The 15,862-nt window shown below is 59.0% G+C and carries 14 protein-coding genes; 4 read left to right on the forward strand and 10 right to left on the reverse strand.

All coding sequences use genetic code 11. The features are described 5' to 3' along the window. Window positions 1–40 precede the first annotated feature (40 nt). Window positions 41–826, forward strand: coding sequence for a carboxypeptidase-like regulatory domain-containing protein (locus KI810_RS10620; RefSeq protein ID WP_214175520.1), 786 nt, complete (start codon window positions 41–43; stop codon window positions 824–826). An 11-nt stretch (window positions 827–837) separates the two neighbouring features. Beyond that, on the forward strand, window positions 838–1,278 hold the full coding sequence (locus KI810_RS10625; RefSeq protein WP_214175521.1) for a hypothetical protein: 441 nt from the start codon (window positions 838–840) through the stop codon (window positions 1,276–1,278). 116 nt (window positions 1,279–1,394) lie between these two features. Here the strand turns inward: KI810_RS10625 and serA are convergent, their stop codons facing one another. Then, the gene (gene serA / locus KI810_RS10630) at window positions 1,395–3,020 is read right to left on the reverse strand and encodes a phosphoglycerate dehydrogenase (RefSeq protein ID WP_214175522.1); all 1,626 of its coding nucleotides are present in this window, start codon (window positions 3,018–3,020) and stop codon (window positions 1,395–1,397) included. 294 nt (window positions 3,021–3,314) lie between these two features. On the opposite strand from serA, the gene KI810_RS10635 reads away from it, so the two are divergent. Both KI810_RS10635 and KI810_RS10640 read left to right on the forward strand, forming a co-directional pair. Next, window positions 3,315–3,824, forward strand: coding sequence for a tRNA (cytidine(34)-2'-O)-methyltransferase (locus KI810_RS10635; protein ID WP_214175523.1), 510 nt, complete (start codon window positions 3,315–3,317; stop codon window positions 3,822–3,824). A 2-nt stretch (window positions 3,825–3,826) separates the two neighbouring features. Next, window positions 3,827–4,213: an HsmA family protein gene (locus tag KI810_RS10640; protein ID WP_214175524.1), complete on the forward strand. Its 387-nt coding sequence runs from the start codon at window positions 3,827–3,829 to the stop codon at window positions 4,211–4,213. 115 nt (window positions 4,214–4,328) lie between these two features. Here KI810_RS10640 and KI810_RS10645 read toward each other — a convergent pair whose 3' ends face one another. The 9 genes from KI810_RS10645 to kdpC form a co-directional block, all read right to left on the reverse strand. Further along, complete coding sequence (locus KI810_RS10645) at window positions 4,329–5,894, reverse strand: Ig-like domain-containing domain (RefSeq protein ID WP_214175525.1); 1,566 nt, start codon at window positions 5,892–5,894, stop codon at window positions 4,329–4,331. Between the two features lie 90 nt (window positions 5,895–5,984). Beyond that, window positions 5,985–7,547, reverse strand: coding sequence for an Ig-like domain-containing domain (locus KI810_RS10650; protein WP_214175526.1), 1,563 nt, complete (start codon window positions 7,545–7,547; stop codon window positions 5,985–5,987). A gap of 223 nt (window positions 7,548–7,770) precedes the next feature. Beyond that, on the reverse strand, window positions 7,771–8,745 hold the full coding sequence (locus tag KI810_RS10655; protein ID WP_214175527.1) for a Tim44 domain-containing protein: 975 nt from the start codon (window positions 8,743–8,745) through the stop codon (window positions 7,771–7,773). A gap of 114 nt (window positions 8,746–8,859) precedes the next feature. Further along, on the reverse strand, window positions 8,860–9,645 hold the full coding sequence (locus KI810_RS10660) for an HD domain-containing protein (protein ID WP_214175528.1): 786 nt from the start codon (window positions 9,643–9,645) through the stop codon (window positions 8,860–8,862). Window positions 9,646–9,649: 4 nt separating this feature from the next. Further along, window positions 9,650–9,898, reverse strand: coding sequence for a hypothetical protein (locus KI810_RS10665; protein ID WP_214175529.1), 249 nt, complete (start codon window positions 9,896–9,898; stop codon window positions 9,650–9,652). A gap of 521 nt (window positions 9,899–10,419) precedes the next feature. Beyond that, a complete protein-coding gene (locus KI810_RS10670; RefSeq protein WP_214175530.1) occupies window positions 10,420–11,691 on the reverse strand; it encodes a class II fructose-bisphosphate aldolase in 1,272 nt (423 codons plus the stop codon). A 175-nt stretch (window positions 11,692–11,866) separates the two neighbouring features. After that, window positions 11,867–12,574, reverse strand: a complete 708-nt coding sequence (locus KI810_RS10675) for a response regulator (protein WP_214175531.1) — start codon at window positions 12,572–12,574, stop codon at window positions 11,867–11,869. Between the two features lie 19 nt (window positions 12,575–12,593). Then, complete coding sequence (locus KI810_RS10680; protein WP_214175532.1) at window positions 12,594–15,266, reverse strand: sensor histidine kinase; 2,673 nt, start codon at window positions 15,264–15,266, stop codon at window positions 12,594–12,596. After that, on the reverse strand, window positions 15,263–15,832 hold the full coding sequence (gene kdpC, locus KI810_RS10685; RefSeq protein ID WP_214175533.1) for a potassium-transporting ATPase subunit KdpC: 570 nt from the start codon (window positions 15,830–15,832) through the stop codon (window positions 15,263–15,265). The genes KI810_RS10680 and kdpC overlap by 4 nt, the downstream gene beginning before the upstream one ends. Window positions 15,833–15,862 lie beyond the last annotated feature (30 nt).

A 15,862-nucleotide genomic window follows, 5' to 3' on the forward strand; every position in this document is an offset into this window, starting at 1 on the left:
ACCTGCAACGAGGCCGGAATAATCGCGTAACGGGGGGACAATGATGAAAACGAAACCATGGGCTGCTCTATCGCTATGCGTGCTCCTGACCATGTTCGCCGCCGGACTGGCGGAAGCCGCTAATGGCACGCTGAAATATGCCTTCAAATACAAGGACCCCGCCACCGGGGTTGAAACGAACCTGCCCTATGGCTATGCCTATCTCCGTGATGCGACGAAATCCCCCCCCATGGAAAAATTCCTCTCCAAGGCGGACTACATCCTGAGACCCTCCGGTCTTCGTGACGGCAGCGCTACGGTTGATGTCCCGGCGGGTAAATATTACCTCCGCATCCTGCAGCGGAAAGTCGTCGGGGGGACCGCGAGGCCTTACGGACCACCGGAAGCGGGGGACCTCACCTGGTTCCAGACGGCACCAATCACGATCACAGCCGGCAGAACCCTGGATCTCGGCACCACATACGCCACTCCGTACGGTTCGACCATTACCATTACCGGCACCATCAGGAATTCAACGGGAACACCCCTGGCAGGCCGTTATGTCAGGGCACATACGGTACCCTGCACCGAAGGGGGGTTTGATTACGGCCCCAACCAATGTGGCCCGGTCAAGTTCCTGGCCCTGCAGCCCACCGATGCCAACGGCAGATACACGATTGTCCTGAGAGATCCCGGCACCTATTATCTCAGCACGTTTTCCAGCTGGGACACCAGGCCCGGCTGCTCCGGGTATTGCGCCGCCCCGATCATAGGGACGGGGTATCCCCAACCCGTGACGGTGCAGATGGGGGAACACAGGGCAGTTGACATGGTTTCATATAACTGACGGGTGCACCAATGAATATCGCGATCCTCTGTGCCGTCGTTCTCTCGGCAGCCACGGCCGCCGCGGAAACGGTAATCGTCGAATATCCGGACCACTATTATGTCGAATCGACCGGAACTCCCGAGGCAAAACCGGCACCCTCCCGGGAAGGGAATGCTCCTCCCCGGACCGTCCCCGCACCCGACCGTGAAAGCGGGACGCCTTCCGCGGCGGCAAGCCCTGTCACCAACTTCGACGCTACTCCGCAACCCGTCGCTCCCGGCGAACGGCGGGCAGCGCTGGAGAGAGAGTTACCCCGGCTGCAGGGTCAGTATCGCGAGTTGACGACCCCGCGGGAAGGGGAAACCGCCGAGCAGGCCGACCGCAGGCAGCGCGAAGCAGAGGGGAAACTCCGGAAAATGAACAGGCTGTCGTCTGAGTTGCAGAAAATCGCTGGCCAGGGAACCGAGTGAAGTAAGTTCTCCCCCTAAAACCAAAAGACCCCGCCTGAACAAAGGCGGGGTCTTTCAGTATCCATGGAGCCCCTCCCGCGCGGGAGGGGCTTTTGCTATTACGGCTCTTTAAAAACCTATATGCCGCAGCCGCAGCCCCGGTTGCACTTGGCGGTCGGCATGTGGAGCGCCTTGACAAACGAGGCGTCGGTCGCCTTGCGGAGTTCGTCCACCACATTCTGGGGAACCGGCGAGTCGAGGGAGAGGATGACCATCGCCTCCCCCTTTTTCTCCCGCCGCCCCAGGTTCATGGCGGCTATGTTGATGTCGTGCTGCCCCATGATGGTGCCGATCCGGCCGATCATGCCGGGACGGTCCTCGTAGTGCAGGAGCAGCATGTGCTCCGCCGGGGCGAAGTCCATGGCGTAGTCTCGCAGCCGGACGATGCGCGGCTCCCCCTCGAACAGGGTGCCGGAGATGAGCTTGCGCTTCCCTCCCCCTTCGATCACCAGGGTGATCAGGTTGGAGAAGGCGTCGGTCTGGGTCGATTTGGTCTCTTCGATGACGATCCCCATCTGCTCGGCGATGAGGGTGGCATTGACCATGTTCACGTCCTGGTCCACCCGCCGGTTGAGGAGCGCCGTCAGGCCGCAGACCGAAAGGGGGGTGCAGTCGTAGTGGGCGATGTTGCCGGCGTAGCCGAAGGTGACCTTCTCCAGGTTGCAGTCCACCAGCTGGATTCCCAGGTCGCACATGACGCTCATCAGGTTCAGGAACGGCCGCATCTGGTCCATGAGGGCCATGTCGAAGCGGGGGATGTTGACCGCGTTCTCCAGCGGCATTTCGTCCAGGTAGTTGAGGATCTCCTTGGAGACGTCAACCGCCACGTTGATCTGGGCCTCGACGGTGTTGGCACCCAGGTGCGGGGTGACCACCAGTTTTTCCTGGGCAATCAGCTCCTTGAGTATCTCCGTCTTCGGCGGCTCCTCGCTCCAGACGTCCACCGCTGCGCCGAAGACCTTGCCGCTCTTCAGTCCCTCCAGCAGGGCCGCCTCGTTGATGATACCGCCGCGGGCAGCATTGACGAGGATGACGCCGTGCTTCATCATGGCCAGCTCCCGCTCGCCGATCATGTCCCGGGTCTCGTCGTTCAGGGGGGTGTGGAGGGTGATGATGTCGCAGTTCTTGTAGATCTCGTCGTGGGAAACGAGCTTGACCCCCAGGTCATGGGCACGCTTCACGGCGATGTAGGGGTCGCAGGCGAGCACGTCGCACTCGAACGCCTTGAGGCGCGTGGCGACGCGGCCACCCACCTTGCCGAGGCCGATGACGCCGGCGGTCTTCCCCTTGAGCTCGACGCCGGTAAAGGGTGCGCGCTTCCATTCGCCGCTCTTCAGGCTGGCGTTGGCCTTGGTGATGTTGCGGCAGAAGGCGAGGAGGAGCGCCATGGCATGCTCGGCAGCGCTGTTGGTGTTGCCGAAGGGGGCGTTCACCACGATCACCCCGCGGGAGCTTGCGTAATCGACATCCACGTTGTCGATGCCGACTCCGGCCCGGGCCACCATCTTCAACTTCTTCCCCGCATCCAGGACATCCTTGTCCACCGTGGTGCCGCTCCGGGTGATGATGACGTCGTAGTCGCCGATGACGTTGAGCAGCTCTTCCTTCTTCAGTCCGAGCCGGACCTCCATCTCGACCCGGGGGTCCTGTTTCAGCAGTTCGAGCCCTTCCTGGGCCACCTCGTCGGTAACGATAACCTTCATTGCCGCTCCTTATGGGATAAGAGATTTGGGGAATGTGCGCCACGAAACCTTGCGGCACACCGTCGTCCGGAAATAAAGGAGCATAATAGCCCCGCCGGCAAAAAATTGCAAGACCGGCCGCCCCGATTCGTGGTATACAATTTTGAATTCTTTGCCCCACCTGTCCAGCCCCTCACCCGGCCTTCGGCCACCTTCTCCCAGAGGGAGAGGGTGAACAGAATACCTTCTCCCTCTGGGAGAAGGATAGGATGAGGGCTGAGAGTGAGTTAACTGCAGACTAAAAATCGAGTCCCCATGGAACCTTGCACCCCCTTTCACATCGTCCTCGTGGAACCGGAGATACCTCCCAACACCGGCAATATCGCCCGTCTCTGCAGCGCCACCGGCACCGTGCTGCACCTGGTGGGAAAGCTCGGCTTCTCCACCGACGACCGACAGCTGAAAAGGGCCGGCCTGGACTACTGGTCTGCGGTGGAAATCCACTACTGGCCCGACCTCCCTGCCCTCCAGGCCGCCTACCCCTCGGCACGCTTCATCTACACCAGCAAGAAAGCGGTCCGGACCCACGTGGCCATCCGGTATGACGCGGGTGATTTCCTCGTCTTCGGCAAGGAGACCAAGGGGCTCCCCGACTCACTCATCGATGCCAATCCGGAAACGAGCGTCCGAATACCCATGTCAGGACCGGTCCGGAGCCTCAACCTCTCCACGGCAGCGGGGATCGTCCTCTATGAAGCCCTGCGCCAGACGGGACAGCTGGAAAACGGGGATCAGGGACCGGGGATCAGGGACCGGGAAGAATAATCATGCTCATGACCGGTGTCATCTACATGAATCTGGCGCTCATCTTCTACACTTATGCCGTCTTCAGCGGCCGGAAGGAGGGGCTCCATCTCAAGCACCTGCTCGTCTTCGGCATCGGCCTCCTCTGGGACTACCTGGGGACACACCAGATGAGCCTCTATGCCGCCGCCACCGGCCCTGCCCCCGAATACCACAACCTGTCCGGTATCCTCTCCCTCGCCGGCATGGGTTTCCACTTCCTTCTGGCCCTGGCCGCCACCCTCCTCAAGCGGGCCGACCGGGTCAACCGCACCTTCCACCGGGTCAGCCTCACCATCTACACCCTCTGGTGCGTCGCCTTCGCCAGCGGCGCCATCGCCGGCATGCTACGGGTCAGCTCCCACCACTGAACCGAGACAAAATCTGCTGCATGAAAGAATAAAACCCCAGCGGTGAGGCTGGGGTTTTAGACCAATGGTCAGGAAAAGATTCACAACATACGCTGGGATAACTAGCAGATATTCACTAGTGAAACAGCCCCACACCGAGCCCCATCACCGACGGGTAAAAATACAACCACACGGCAACCGCTTCGCCCCGTGAATTCATAGACACCTTTGCAAACGCAGCGTCAACATCCTGTCGACACAGGTAAGTGGGAGAACTCCATCCAATCCCGTTTTGATACCTGCTGCTGTATATGTGTTCGCTACCGCCCGAAGTGTCGTACCCATACCAAACAAGAAGGTAGTTGCCAGACTCATCAACCTGTAGACTGTTGTGTAGTAGAAGGTCAGTGCGTCTACCCCCGCTGATATCGACCGGTTGCTGCCATCCATTGTTGCTGTCATAGCGAATGGCTAAATGCCGGTGGGACGATGCCGAAGTCTCTGAGGTAACAAGCATCGCGTTACCAAGATCGTCCATCGCGATCTGCGGAATTGTATAGAAGGCATAGAGGTCCCCAGCCTGCTTCTGGTAGACAGGGACCAACGGGGTCCAGCCGGCGCCGGGCGTGGTGCTGGCAATTCTTATATCGTTCATCGTTGAGAAAGCGACCATGCTTTTGCCACTGGAATTCACCGCTGCAGAATGGGCAGTGAGATATGCGTACTCTCCGATTGCAACCGGTGCTGACCAGCCCGAATTCACATCATAGCTTTGGGCGTAGCCCGTGTTCAGAGCATTGCCCCGGTTTGCCCACGCAATAACGGCCTTGCCGGAACGGTGAAAGCCCCCCACAAACCATGCATTTTGCTCTGCAAGCGCCACAGGTGGCTGCCATCCCCTATTCGGGATAAATCTCCGGGAATACGCTTGAGCCCCGTCGGCACCGCCGTTAAACATGTAAATGACGAACAGCGAGTTATCAGAAAAAATCGTAGAGATGGCATTGAACGATACGGCATCCATCGTCGCGAATGTCTCAGCAGGCTGCCACGCGCCGTCTACAAAACGGGCACAATACATCTTGATTGTGTTGCCGTTATTGACCTGCCAAAAAACAGCATAACTGTCATTGGCGGCTACAACGCTGTACAGATACCCCCCCTCCCCCAGCAGAACGGGTGCTGCCCATGCGCCGTTGACGAGGAACGAAGCATAAGTTCCTGCCGTTGTCGACCACGCCAGCATCACCCTTCCGTTATCATCTATTGCAGCTTGGCTTGTGTTAGATTCCGAACCTCGAGGAGGTTCAAACATATCCCAGAGTCCGTCACGCGTGGTGAAACTCCACTGGTATGACTGGGCCAACATGTGTCCGTATACACCGTAAACGGTAGGTGAAACAGTAGCCGTATATTTACAGAAAAGGGATAGGGGTTTATTGGGGGTGAAGGTTATGTTGCTGCCGTTTATCTGTAAGGTTCCACTTACTGCACCACCCTGATTTGATAACCTGAAACTACTTGAGTCAACTGTTGCGGAGTTTATGGGTTCACTGAATGCCATAGACACCGTTGCGTCTGGAGTTGCTGTTGCTTCAACTGCTGGCGAGTGGTTCACTACTTGAAGTTGACTCTGATCTTGACGTTCACCGCAAGCAGCAACAAACAAAAGGGCAGAAATCAGGAGAACAAGCTTCCACATAAATCCCTCCGTTTAGCAGCACAAATAAATATTAATGTTTTGTAAAATAGAAAATACTGCTTGAACAATCAAGGCTATTTTGCAAAGGCTCTAGTGAAATAGCCCCACGCCGAGGCCCACAGCCTGCTGATAAAAATTCGGCCACACCGCCACCGCTTCACCTCGTGGATTCATGGACATTGTTGGAAACGCGGCATCTACATCCTGTCGGCCGAGGTAAGTCGGGGCATTCCACCCAACTCCTTTTTGATACCTGCTGCTGTACACATGCTCAATGCCGCCCGGAAGGACGTCGTACCCATACCATACCAGAAGGTAGTTGCCAGACTCATCAACCTTTAGATCATTAGGTAGTAAAGGGTCAGGGACTCTGCCACCACTGATATCGACTGGCTGCTGCCACCCATTGCTGCTGTCGTAGCGAATGGCCAAATACCGATGGAACGATGCCGAAAACTCTGAGATACAAAGCATCGCGTTACCAAAATTGTCCATCACTAGCTGCGAACCTGAGTATAATGTAAGAGCCTGCCTCTGGTAGAGAGGAGTTAACTGTGTCCAGCCTGTACCGGGCGTGGTGCTGGCAATTCTTATGTCGTTTGCAGTTGCATAAGCGACCATGCCCTGACCTCTAGAATTCACTGCGGCGGAGTGCGCGGTCAGGTATGTGTACTGCCCGATAGCGACCGGTGCTGACCAACCCGAATTCACATCATAGCTTTGCACATAGCCCGTGTTCGGAACATTGCCTCCGCTTACCCAAGCAATAACAGCCTTGCCGGAACGGTGAAAGCCCCCCACATACCACGCATTTTGCTCTGTCAGCGCTACCCGTGCCTGCCATCCTTGACTGGGGATAAATCTCCGAGAATACGCTTGAGCCCCATCAACTCCGCCGTTATACCAGTAAATGGCTAACAACGAGTTATCAGAAAACATTGTCGGAATGATGTAGATGGCCGTAGCATCAACCGTCGCGAATACCTTAGAAGCCTGCCATGCTCCGTCAACAAAACGAGCACAATACATCTGGATTATATTGCCGTTTCTGACCTGCCAAAAAACTGTATAATTATCATTAGCAGATACAACGCTGTCGAGGTGGCCGCCTTCCCCCAGCAGAACGGGTTCCGCCCATGCACCGTTGACGAGGAACGAAGCATAAGTTCCTGCCGTTGTCGACCACGCCAGCATTACCCTTCCGTTATCGTCTATTGCAGCCCTGCTTGAATCCGATTCAGAACCTTGAGGAGGTGGGGCAAGCATATCCCAGAGTCCGTCACGCGTGGTGAAACTCCACTGGTATGACTGGGCCAACATGTGTCCGTATACGCCGTACACAGTCGGTGAAACAGTAGCCGTATATTTGCAGAAAAGGGATAGGGGTTTATTGGGGGTGAAGGTTATGTTGCTGCCGTTTATCTGTAAGGTTCCACTTACTGCACCACCCTGATTTGATAGAGTGAAACTACTTGAGTCAACTGTGGCGGAGTTTATGGGTTCACTGAATGCCATAGACACCGTTGCGTCTGGAGTTGCTGTTGCTTCAACTGCTGGCGAGTGGTTCACTACTTGAAGTTGACTCTGATCTTGACGTTCACCGCAAGCAGCAACAAACAAAAGGGCAGAAATCAGGAGAACAGGCCTCCACATAAATCCCTCCGTTTAGCAGCACAAATAAATATTAACGTTTTGTAAAATAGAAAATACTGCCTGAACAATCAAGGATATTTTGCATAAACTAATCATTTAAATTCTCGTAACTGATTGCAAATTAGCGAAAAAAGAAAAACCCCCTGACAAATGTCAGGGGGTTAGATCAACCATTGAATTTGGTAACAGCAGTTTCATCCACCGGCTACAAATTTAGCCGTGTCTACTTCTGATCGATCCCCGACAGCTTCCACGGATTGTTCCCCACCGGCCTTGTAAAGGTCCAGTACTCCTCGAACTTCACCGGGTCGGTCTTGCTCCCCGCCACCACCTGGCCGGTGGTGTCGTCGGTTGTGTAGTCAAGGAGGTTGGCATAAATGAGGGCGGTGATGAAGTCCTGTCCCGACTCCTGCCACGCCTCCACCACCTCCACGCTCCGGACGGCGATGTTCTCCAGACGGTTCACCTTCTTGCTGGCCAGGAGCTTGTCGACATCTTCCTGGAAAATCCGGCGCATCTCGTCGGTAAGGAGGTTTGTGACCGGCGCCAGGTCACGGTTCATCCAGGCCCCCTGGATCTTGAAGAAGATGTCCATGACGTTGTCGTTGAAGCGGTTCTCGTCGAAGGATGAGTCCATCTGGCGGATGTGGGCAAGCCCCGCAGCCACGTCGTTCGGGTCGGGCTCATGGCTCTGGGGTGCCGCCTGAGTCGCCTGCTGGTACCCACCTTGCCCGTAGGAGGTCTGGTTGTAATAGGAGGGGCCTGCCTCGACCGCTTCACGTCTCCTCTTCACCATCCTGAAAATAAAATAGCCGATCCCCGCCAGGAGCAGGATCTCGAACAGGCCGATGCCGCTACCCCCCATGCCGGCGCCACCGCCGAAACCGAGGCTGCGGAACAGCATGCCGCCGAGCATGCCGCCGACAAGGCCTCCTGCCATGCTCCGCAGGAATCCGCCCCCCGCAGGCTGGGGCTGCTGGAAGGGTGGAGGTGTGGTGGGTTGCTGCTGGGGTGCAACCTGCCGGGACGGAGACGGCTGGCTGTAAGGGGTGGCGGGACGTGAATAGCTGCGGGAACCGCGGCTGCCGAAGGACCGTCCGCCACCGGCCCGGGCCGACGCCTCCATCTCCAGAACGCTCAAACTGAGAAACAGTACTGCGATTGCCATTGCAAAGAGTTGTCCTGTTTTTCTTTTCATTGTTCAAAGTTCTCCATGGTTTGTGGGGTTTCATTCATCGGGGGCAGTTTAGCATTATTTCCGGGATTTACTGCAAATTAATTACTGTTTTCTCCCCTGTCAACCTGAGGGTTACTACAGGGTTCCCCTCCGCTCCAGTTCCGTCAGCACCGCTTCAGCCGCTTCACGCACCTCCGGGATCGGGGGGAGGGTAGCGGCGATCCCCGCCAGGTACCCCTGTTCCCAGGCCAGCCGGAAGGACGCGGGGAAGTTCAGGTCGTGGACCCACGAGAGCTGGAGGAGCTTGAAGTCATTGAGGGTGGCGAGCTGGGAGAGGTTCACCATCTTCCCTTCCCGCAGGGAGTCCAGCACCGGAGCCGAGCATTCGGGGCGGTCGGCAAAGCCGAGGGAAACGGCCGACGCCCGTTCATTTTCGGGAGCCCGGTAGTAGTCGAGGAATACCCGCCAGATATCCAGCTTGTCCGCATCCCGGATAAGGCGTAGATGGAGGTCGGTGGTCCCGTCCAGGTCGGTGGGGAGGACAAAGGCGTTGTGGAGGGCAACGGCGCGGATGATGAGGGACTGGTCCGCCGTGGGAAGAGTGTCCAGCACACGCTCTTCAGTGAGGACCCGTGCCCCGAGTGCGGCATGGTTCACCGACGCCGCATCACTGAAGGTGCCGTACCGGCGATACTGCTCGAACCGCCCCACGTCGTGGAACAGGGCGACCGCCATGGCCAGCCGCCGGCCCCCCTCGTCAAGACCGAGGCTCTCCACCAGCAGTTCCATGTTGGCGCAGACCCGGTGGGTATGCTCCTCCTTGAGAAGGATGTTGCGTTGGGCGTCCGCATCGTCGACGTAAAAGGTCCGGCAGTAGCGGGAGAACCAGTCGCGCAGGCTGCTCAGGGCGGCGGGTTCCATGACTTCAGTCCCCCTTCTTCCCCTTCATGAGCCGTGCCACCCAGGTCACCAGCTTGTGGAGAAGGCTGAACTGGAAGATAGCGGCGAACATGATGAGCGATACGTTGACGAACTGGGTCCAGACGGGATCAGGGACTACCACAGCACGGTTCTTGAAAAGAACATACCAGATGCTGACGATGACGCCGACGACGATGCCGGCATAGATGAAAGAGCGCCGGGACGGTCCGGCAGGTTGTGGGGAATCGTTCATGGGCACCAGCCTGTGACAGGGCGTTAACTGCGCAATAGAGGGACTATCACTTTAGCCGGAGTGGTCTGATACGTCAACAGGGAATACTAGTTGAGGTTGGGGGAGCGTTGGTAGAGTTTCGTCCGTTGCGGTTGCCCCCTCGCTGCGGACCTTGACCGGCGACAGTACAATCCGGATATGGTTCAGCTATTCGCGAAGTCCATACAATGATACTTCTGGCTGGTGTCCGCTGCCGCTCGGTTTCTTCCCTCCACTCCCGAAACCCTGTCAACGCTCCCTCTTCCCGATATCCCCGAACCCGTGAGGGGAGGGTGCCCCGTGGAGCGAATGTGCCCGAGTGCCAGCTGATGTAGGCAAAATTGAGCAAAGCCGGCCAACGACCGGCGCGAAATGAGCCGTACAGCAGCGGCACGAGGGGACTCTGAGCGGAGCGGGACGCCCTCCTCTCACGAATACACGCAAAAATGGGGGGCTGCAAGAGCCCCCCATTCTGTTTCTTTTCGAATTGTTTTCCGCGTCAACTAGTCGTCGAAGTTCCCCGCCGGTCCCTTGTCTCCCGCCAGGCTCTTGGCCCGCTCCCTGATCTGGCTTTCGGTCCAGTGGGCCGGATCCTCGATCTGGCTCCCCTTGGGCCCCACATCGGCAGAACTGGCCTTCAGTATCGCCTCCACGGCCAGGGGGGCGGTGTCTTTCGAGTTGAACACCTCGGTGATCATCTTGTAGGCGAAATCCTCCACCCGCTTCGCCATCCGCTCCCGGATCGCCTCAGGCTGCGCCAGCAGCTTGTTCTCGAAGGGAAGGTTCAGGTTCTTGTAATCCCCCTTCTTCCACCCCTTGGACTCGGCGTGGGCGACCATCTCGGCCCACAGCTCCTCGGTCACCCCTTCACCCTTCACCTTGATAAAGTTGCCGCTGGCGTCCAGCTGGGCGTTGCCGTAATCGTTCACCTCCAGCCCCCAGGAGATCATCTGCAGGGCGGTGGCGACGTTCGCCTTGGTGGTCCTGGTCTTGGTGGCAATTTCCCGCAGCCGCTCCGAGCTGTTGCCGGAGGTGCCGTGCTGGGCGCCGCTCACCTTGTAAGGGGCGAGGGCCTTGTGGATGTCGGCGGTGAGCCCCACCTGGATACCGGCGTCGGAGGCCTCGAGACCGTGGGTGGTGCCGTTGTTGAGGGCGATCCAGTCGGGGAAGATGCCGTTGGCGTTCAGCCCCTGGATGAGGAATTTTGCCTCCTCCACGGTGGAGAGTCCCTGGTTTCCCTTGATCTCGCCCACCTCGGTCTCCAGTCCGGCCCAAGCGGGGATGAAGGGATTGATGGCCAGGTTGGCCAGCAGGTTCTCGTCGTCGGGGAGATGGGAGGCGTCGATGGCAATGGAGGTGATCCCCGCCTCGAACATGGTCGGCACTTCCACCTTGGCGGCGGCCAGGTCCTTGTCGTTCTTGATGCCGTAGTGATCGGCGTGGATCGCCACCGGGACGGTGATTCCCAGTTCGTTGCAGAGGGCATCGACGATGCGGGCCATGTTCCAGTAGTTGACGGCGCAGTAGGACTTCTGCCCCCCCTCCGATTTTGCGATCTCGATGATCACCGCCGCGTTCGCACGCTGGGCGGCCTTCAGCACGCCCCGGATGACGAAGTAGTTGCGGCCGTTGGCGGCCAGCGCCAGGGCGTTCCCCTTGGCGAGCATGGCCCGGTCGATCACCTTGCCGCTGACGATGAGGGCCTTGGAATTGGGGAAGAGCCGCTGGATGTTGGCGGGGCGTCCTACCGCCAGGGCCTTGTCGAAATCTGCCATTGCACACTCCTTTTTCAGTATTAGTGAAAATTTTTCGGATAACAAAAAAAAACGCATCACCTTATAGCACTTTAACCCTTAAAAATCAAGGATGAATGAGCCTCTGGGAGCGATCCAATGACGTACGGGGATTGCGACCGTCCACCGAAAACGAGCAACCGGAAGAGGGCAAAGGCTAAAAGTCAGCCCGCAGCCGATACCCCACTCCCGGCTCCGTCAGGATATACCGGGGACGTGAGGCATCCGCCTCGATCTTGTGCCGCAGGTTGCTGATGTTGACCCTGAGCACGTGGGGCTGCTCCATATAGGCAACCCCCCATATCTGCCGGAGTATCTGGCCATGGGTAAGAACCTTCCCCGCATGGGTCACCAGCAGACGCAACAGGTCATACTCGGTCGGGGTGAGCTGTACCTCGTCACCACGGACCACGACCCGGCGTCTGGTGAGATCGACTTCCAGATCGTCGATTGTGTAGACCGGTTCGGGTGCCTGCTGCACCGACCGGCGCAGCACCACCCTGATCCTCGCCAGGAGTTCCGCAATGCCGAACGGCTTGGTCAGGTAGTCGTCCGCGCCGGTATCGAGCGCCTGCACCTTGTCGTCCTCCCTCTCCCGCACCGAGAGAACAATAATCGGAACCTGCGACCATTCCCGGATGCGCCTGATCACCTCCACCCCATCCATGTCCGGCAGTCCCAGATCGAGCAGAATGGCATCCGGTTTCAACGCTACGGCGGCCGCCAGCGCTGCGTGGCCGTTTTCCGCCTGATGCAGGGAAAACTCGCCGGTATCGAGGGCGGTCCGCAGAAACCGCTGGATTGCCACCTCGTCATCAACCACGAGTATGCGCGGCAGGTTGGCGTTTGGTTTTTCGTTCGGCATGCGCCCCTTCCCTTCCCGATCATTTCAACGGCAGGGTGATGATCACCCGCAGCCCACCGCCACTACGATTCTCCGCCAGAATCTTCCCGCCGTGGGCCTCGACGATCCCCTTGCAGATGGAGAGCCCGAGGCCGGTCCCTCCCGCCCCCTCGGGGACCGGGATCCGGTAGAACTTGTCGAAGACCCTCCGGAGGTCCGCTTCGGGTACGCCCGGCCCATGGTCGGCGACCTCCAGCCTGAGCTGACGCCCCTCCGTTCTGGCCGCAATCTCGATGTCGCTCCCGGGGGGGGAATATTTCAAGACGTTGTCGAGCAGGTTCACCAGGACCTGGGCCATGAGCGCCATGTCCATCCTGACGGGGGGGAGGTCGGACGGAAGGCGGACATCGACCTTGCGCGTTCCGAGCCGGCGCTCAAGTGCCGCCAGGGCACATCCTACCAGATCCTGGACATCCAGCGTCTCCTTTTTCAGATTGATCCCCCCCGCCTCCAGGCGGGTCATGTCAAGGAGATTGCCGACGAACCGGTTCAGCCGCTCCGCCTCCTCCCACGCCATATCCAGGAGCTCCATGCGGGCTTTGTCGGCAAGTGTATGCACCTTTTCCCGCAACGTATCCAACGCGCCGGTGATGGAGACCAGGGGGGTACGCAGGTCGTGGGAGATGGAGTTGAGCAGGGCGCGCTCGAGCCCTTCCCGTGCCTGAAGAACCTGGGCTTGCTCGGCCTGCTTCGCCAGTTGCACCCGTTCGATGGCCAGTGTCGCCTGGGAGGCGAAGGCATTGAGGAGCCGGCGGGTTTCCGGGGAGGCATACTCTCCTTCATCCTTGAGCTTTACCCCCAGTACGCCGAGCACGTCAGTGGCCGTCTGGAGCGGCAGATAAAGCAGATCGGCAGAGATGAGGGTATCAGTGCCGCGCCCTGCCGGCTGCCGGTTCCGAAAGGTCCAGTCGGCCACGGCAAGCTCTTTTGCCGCAAGATGGACTCCTTCGCTGGCCGCCTTGGTCTCCAGCCGCTCCCCTTCCGCCAGTAGCACAACCAGCCTGGCATCGAGGCTTTCTCCGATATTCCTGACGATCGCCGCCAATATCCCCTGCACGTCGGCGGCGGCAGCCAGATCGCGGCTCAGGTAATAGAGGCTTGCGGTCTGCGCCTCCCGGCCCCTGATGGTTTCGGCCCGTTGCCGGGACTGGGAAACGAGCGTGCTGATGACGACGCCGACGGTGAACAGGGCGAAAAAGGTGAGAAAGTACTGTGTATCGGAAACGGCAAAGGTAAAGCGGGGGGGGACCATGAAGAAATCGAAGGCGAGTACGCTGAGAAACGCACTCAGGACCGCGGGTTTCAGCCCCAGCCGGGTGGCCGTCAACACCACCGCAAGGAGGTAGATCATGACGAGATTGGTCGGTGCGAGGAACGGTCGGACCAGCTCGCACACCCCTGTCGCAGCAATGACCAGGGCCAGGCTTTTCCCGTAGTCCTGCCACGCGGTCTCTTTTCGCGGACTGGCCGGAACCGGCTCCGGCTTCTTCTTTTCTTCACCCAGCAGGCTGACGACATAGACATCGATCGTCCCGCTCAGGCGTATGATCTGGTCAACGAGCGGAGTCCGCAGAAATTCCTGCCAGCGGGGCTTGGTCGGTTTGCCCACGACGATCTTGGTAATATTGTGTTTGATCGCGTATTCCATGACGGTGCGGGCCACATCGGTCGCGGTCAGGGTAGCGACATGGGCGCCAAGGGTTTCCGCCAGACGGAGATCACGCCAGACCCGTTCGCGGTTTTCCTGGAGATGCCTGCCGTCGCCGGGAGTTTCGACATAGACCGTATGCCAGTGGGCCTTCATTTCGTCCGCCAACCGGCGGGTCGAACGGATCAGCTGCTCACTGAACGGGCTGCCGCTGACACAGACGAGAAGGCGTTCCGCCGCAGGCCATGGGCCGACGATGGCACGGGTCTCCATGTAGATCCGCATCTCTTCGTCAACCCGGGCGGCTGCCTTGCGCATCGACAGCTCGCGAAGCGCGATCAGGTTCCCCGGCTGGAAGAACTTCTTCATTGCCAGGGCCGCCTGTTCCGGGATATAGACCTTCCCCTCGTGGAGGCGCTGGAGAAGGTCGTCCGGAGGGAGATCGACAAGCCTGATCTCGGCAGCCTCGTCCAGGAGGCGGTCGGGGACCGTCTCCCGCACCTTGACGCCGGTGATCTGGGCAACAATGTCGTTCAGGCTCTCGAAGTGCTGGATGTTGACCGTGGTGTAGACGTCGATGCCGGCAGTCAGGAGTTCCTCCACATCCTGCCAGCGCTTTTCGTGACGGGAACCGGGGGCGTTGGTGTGGGCCAGCTCATCCACCAGGGCGATCCGGGGCTTGCGGTTCAAGACGGCATCGATATCCATCTCCGGGAGTGTCACTCCCATGTACTCGATCTGGACCTTCGGAATGATCTCCAGCCCGGCGAGCATGGTATCGGTCTCGAACCGTCCATGGGATTCCACGTACGCCGACACCACGTCGCACCCCTCAAGCTTCCGCTGCCATGCCGCCTCCAGCATGGCAAAGGTCTTGCCGACACCGGGGGCGTAGCCGAGGAAGATTTTCAACTTCCCCCGCCCGTTCTCCGCAGTCTCTTCCGCCTGGGCCAGTTTCAGGAAGGCTTCGGGGGAGGGACGGATTCCGTCGCCGTTGTCAGTCATGGTGCCAGTTTATCCAATACCAGGTTTACCGCAAGCACATTCACCCGCGGTTCGCCGAGGAAGCCGAGCTGACGCCCTTCGGTATGGGCGACAACGAGCTTGGTCAGAGCATCATCGGCCATCCCCCGTGCCTTAGCGACCCGGGCAATCTGCACATTGGCAGCTTCCGGCGAGATGTGCGGATCGAGACCACTGGCCGAGGCCTGGACCAGGTCGGCAGGGACAGTGCCGGCACCCCCCGTATCCTTAAACGCCTTAACCCGCGCCTCCACTGTCTTCAGGTAGTCGGGATTGGTGGGGCCGGCGTTGGAACCGCCGGAACCCATCGGATTGTAAGCAAAATCGGTGGCGGCCGAAGGGCGGGGCCAGAAGTACTTCGAATCGGAGAAGGGCTGGCCGATCAGGATGGAGCCGACCTCGCGGCCGCTCGTATCCGTGATAAAGCTTCCCCCCGCCTTGTCCGGAAAGGCGACCGAGGCAATACCAGTTACCACCGCCGGGTAGATGCCGCCGCAGATGACGGTGAAGGCGATGAACATGAGAATTGCGGGCTTCAGTTCTTTCATGTTTTCTCCTGTTATAGGACCTATAGGTCG

It is taken from the genome of Geomobilimonas luticola (assembly GCF_018476905.1).
In the GTDB taxonomy this organism is placed as follows: Bacteria; Desulfobacterota; Desulfuromonadia; order Geobacterales; family Geobacteraceae; genus Geomobilimonas; species Geomobilimonas luticola.

Coding starts and splice junctions, on each gene's coding strand:
- KI810_RS10620 (WP_214175520.1), top strand. CDS start 41: ATGATGAAAACGAAACCATGGGCTGCTCTATCGCTATGCGTGCTCCTG.
- KI810_RS10625 (WP_214175521.1), top strand. CDS start 838: ATGAATATCGCGATCCTCTGTGCCGTCGTTCTCTCGGCAGCCACGGCC.
- serA (WP_214175522.1), bottom strand. CDS start 3,020: ATGAAGGTTATCGTTACCGACGAGGTGGCCCAGGAAGGGCTCGAACTG.
- KI810_RS10635 (WP_214175523.1), top strand. CDS start 3,315: ATGGAACCTTGCACCCCCTTTCACATCGTCCTCGTGGAACCGGAGATA.
- KI810_RS10640 (WP_214175524.1), top strand. CDS start 3,827: ATGCTCATGACCGGTGTCATCTACATGAATCTGGCGCTCATCTTCTAC.
- KI810_RS10645 (WP_214175525.1), bottom strand. CDS start 5,894: ATGTGGAAGCTTGTTCTCCTGATTTCTGCCCTTTTGTTTGTTGCTGCT.
- KI810_RS10650 (WP_214175526.1), bottom strand. CDS start 7,547: ATGTGGAGGCCTGTTCTCCTGATTTCTGCCCTTTTGTTTGTTGCTGCT.
- KI810_RS10655 (WP_214175527.1), bottom strand. CDS start 8,745: ATGAAAAGAAAAACAGGACAACTCTTTGCAATGGCAATCGCAGTACTG.
- KI810_RS10660 (WP_214175528.1), bottom strand. CDS start 9,645: ATGGAACCCGCCGCCCTGAGCAGCCTGCGCGACTGGTTCTCCCGCTAC.
- KI810_RS10665 (WP_214175529.1), bottom strand. CDS start 9,898: ATGAACGATTCCCCACAACCTGCCGGACCGTCCCGGCGCTCTTTCATC.
- KI810_RS10670 (WP_214175530.1), bottom strand. CDS start 11,691: ATGGCAGATTTCGACAAGGCCCTGGCGGTAGGACGCCCCGCCAACATC.
- KI810_RS10675 (WP_214175531.1), bottom strand. CDS start 12,574: ATGCCGAACGAAAAACCAAACGCCAACCTGCCGCGCATACTCGTGGTT.
- KI810_RS10680 (WP_214175532.1), bottom strand. CDS start 15,266: ATGACTGACAACGGCGACGGAATCCGTCCCTCCCCCGAAGCCTTCCTG.
- kdpC (WP_214175533.1), bottom strand. CDS start 15,832: ATGAAAGAACTGAAGCCCGCAATTCTCATGTTCATCGCCTTCACCGTC.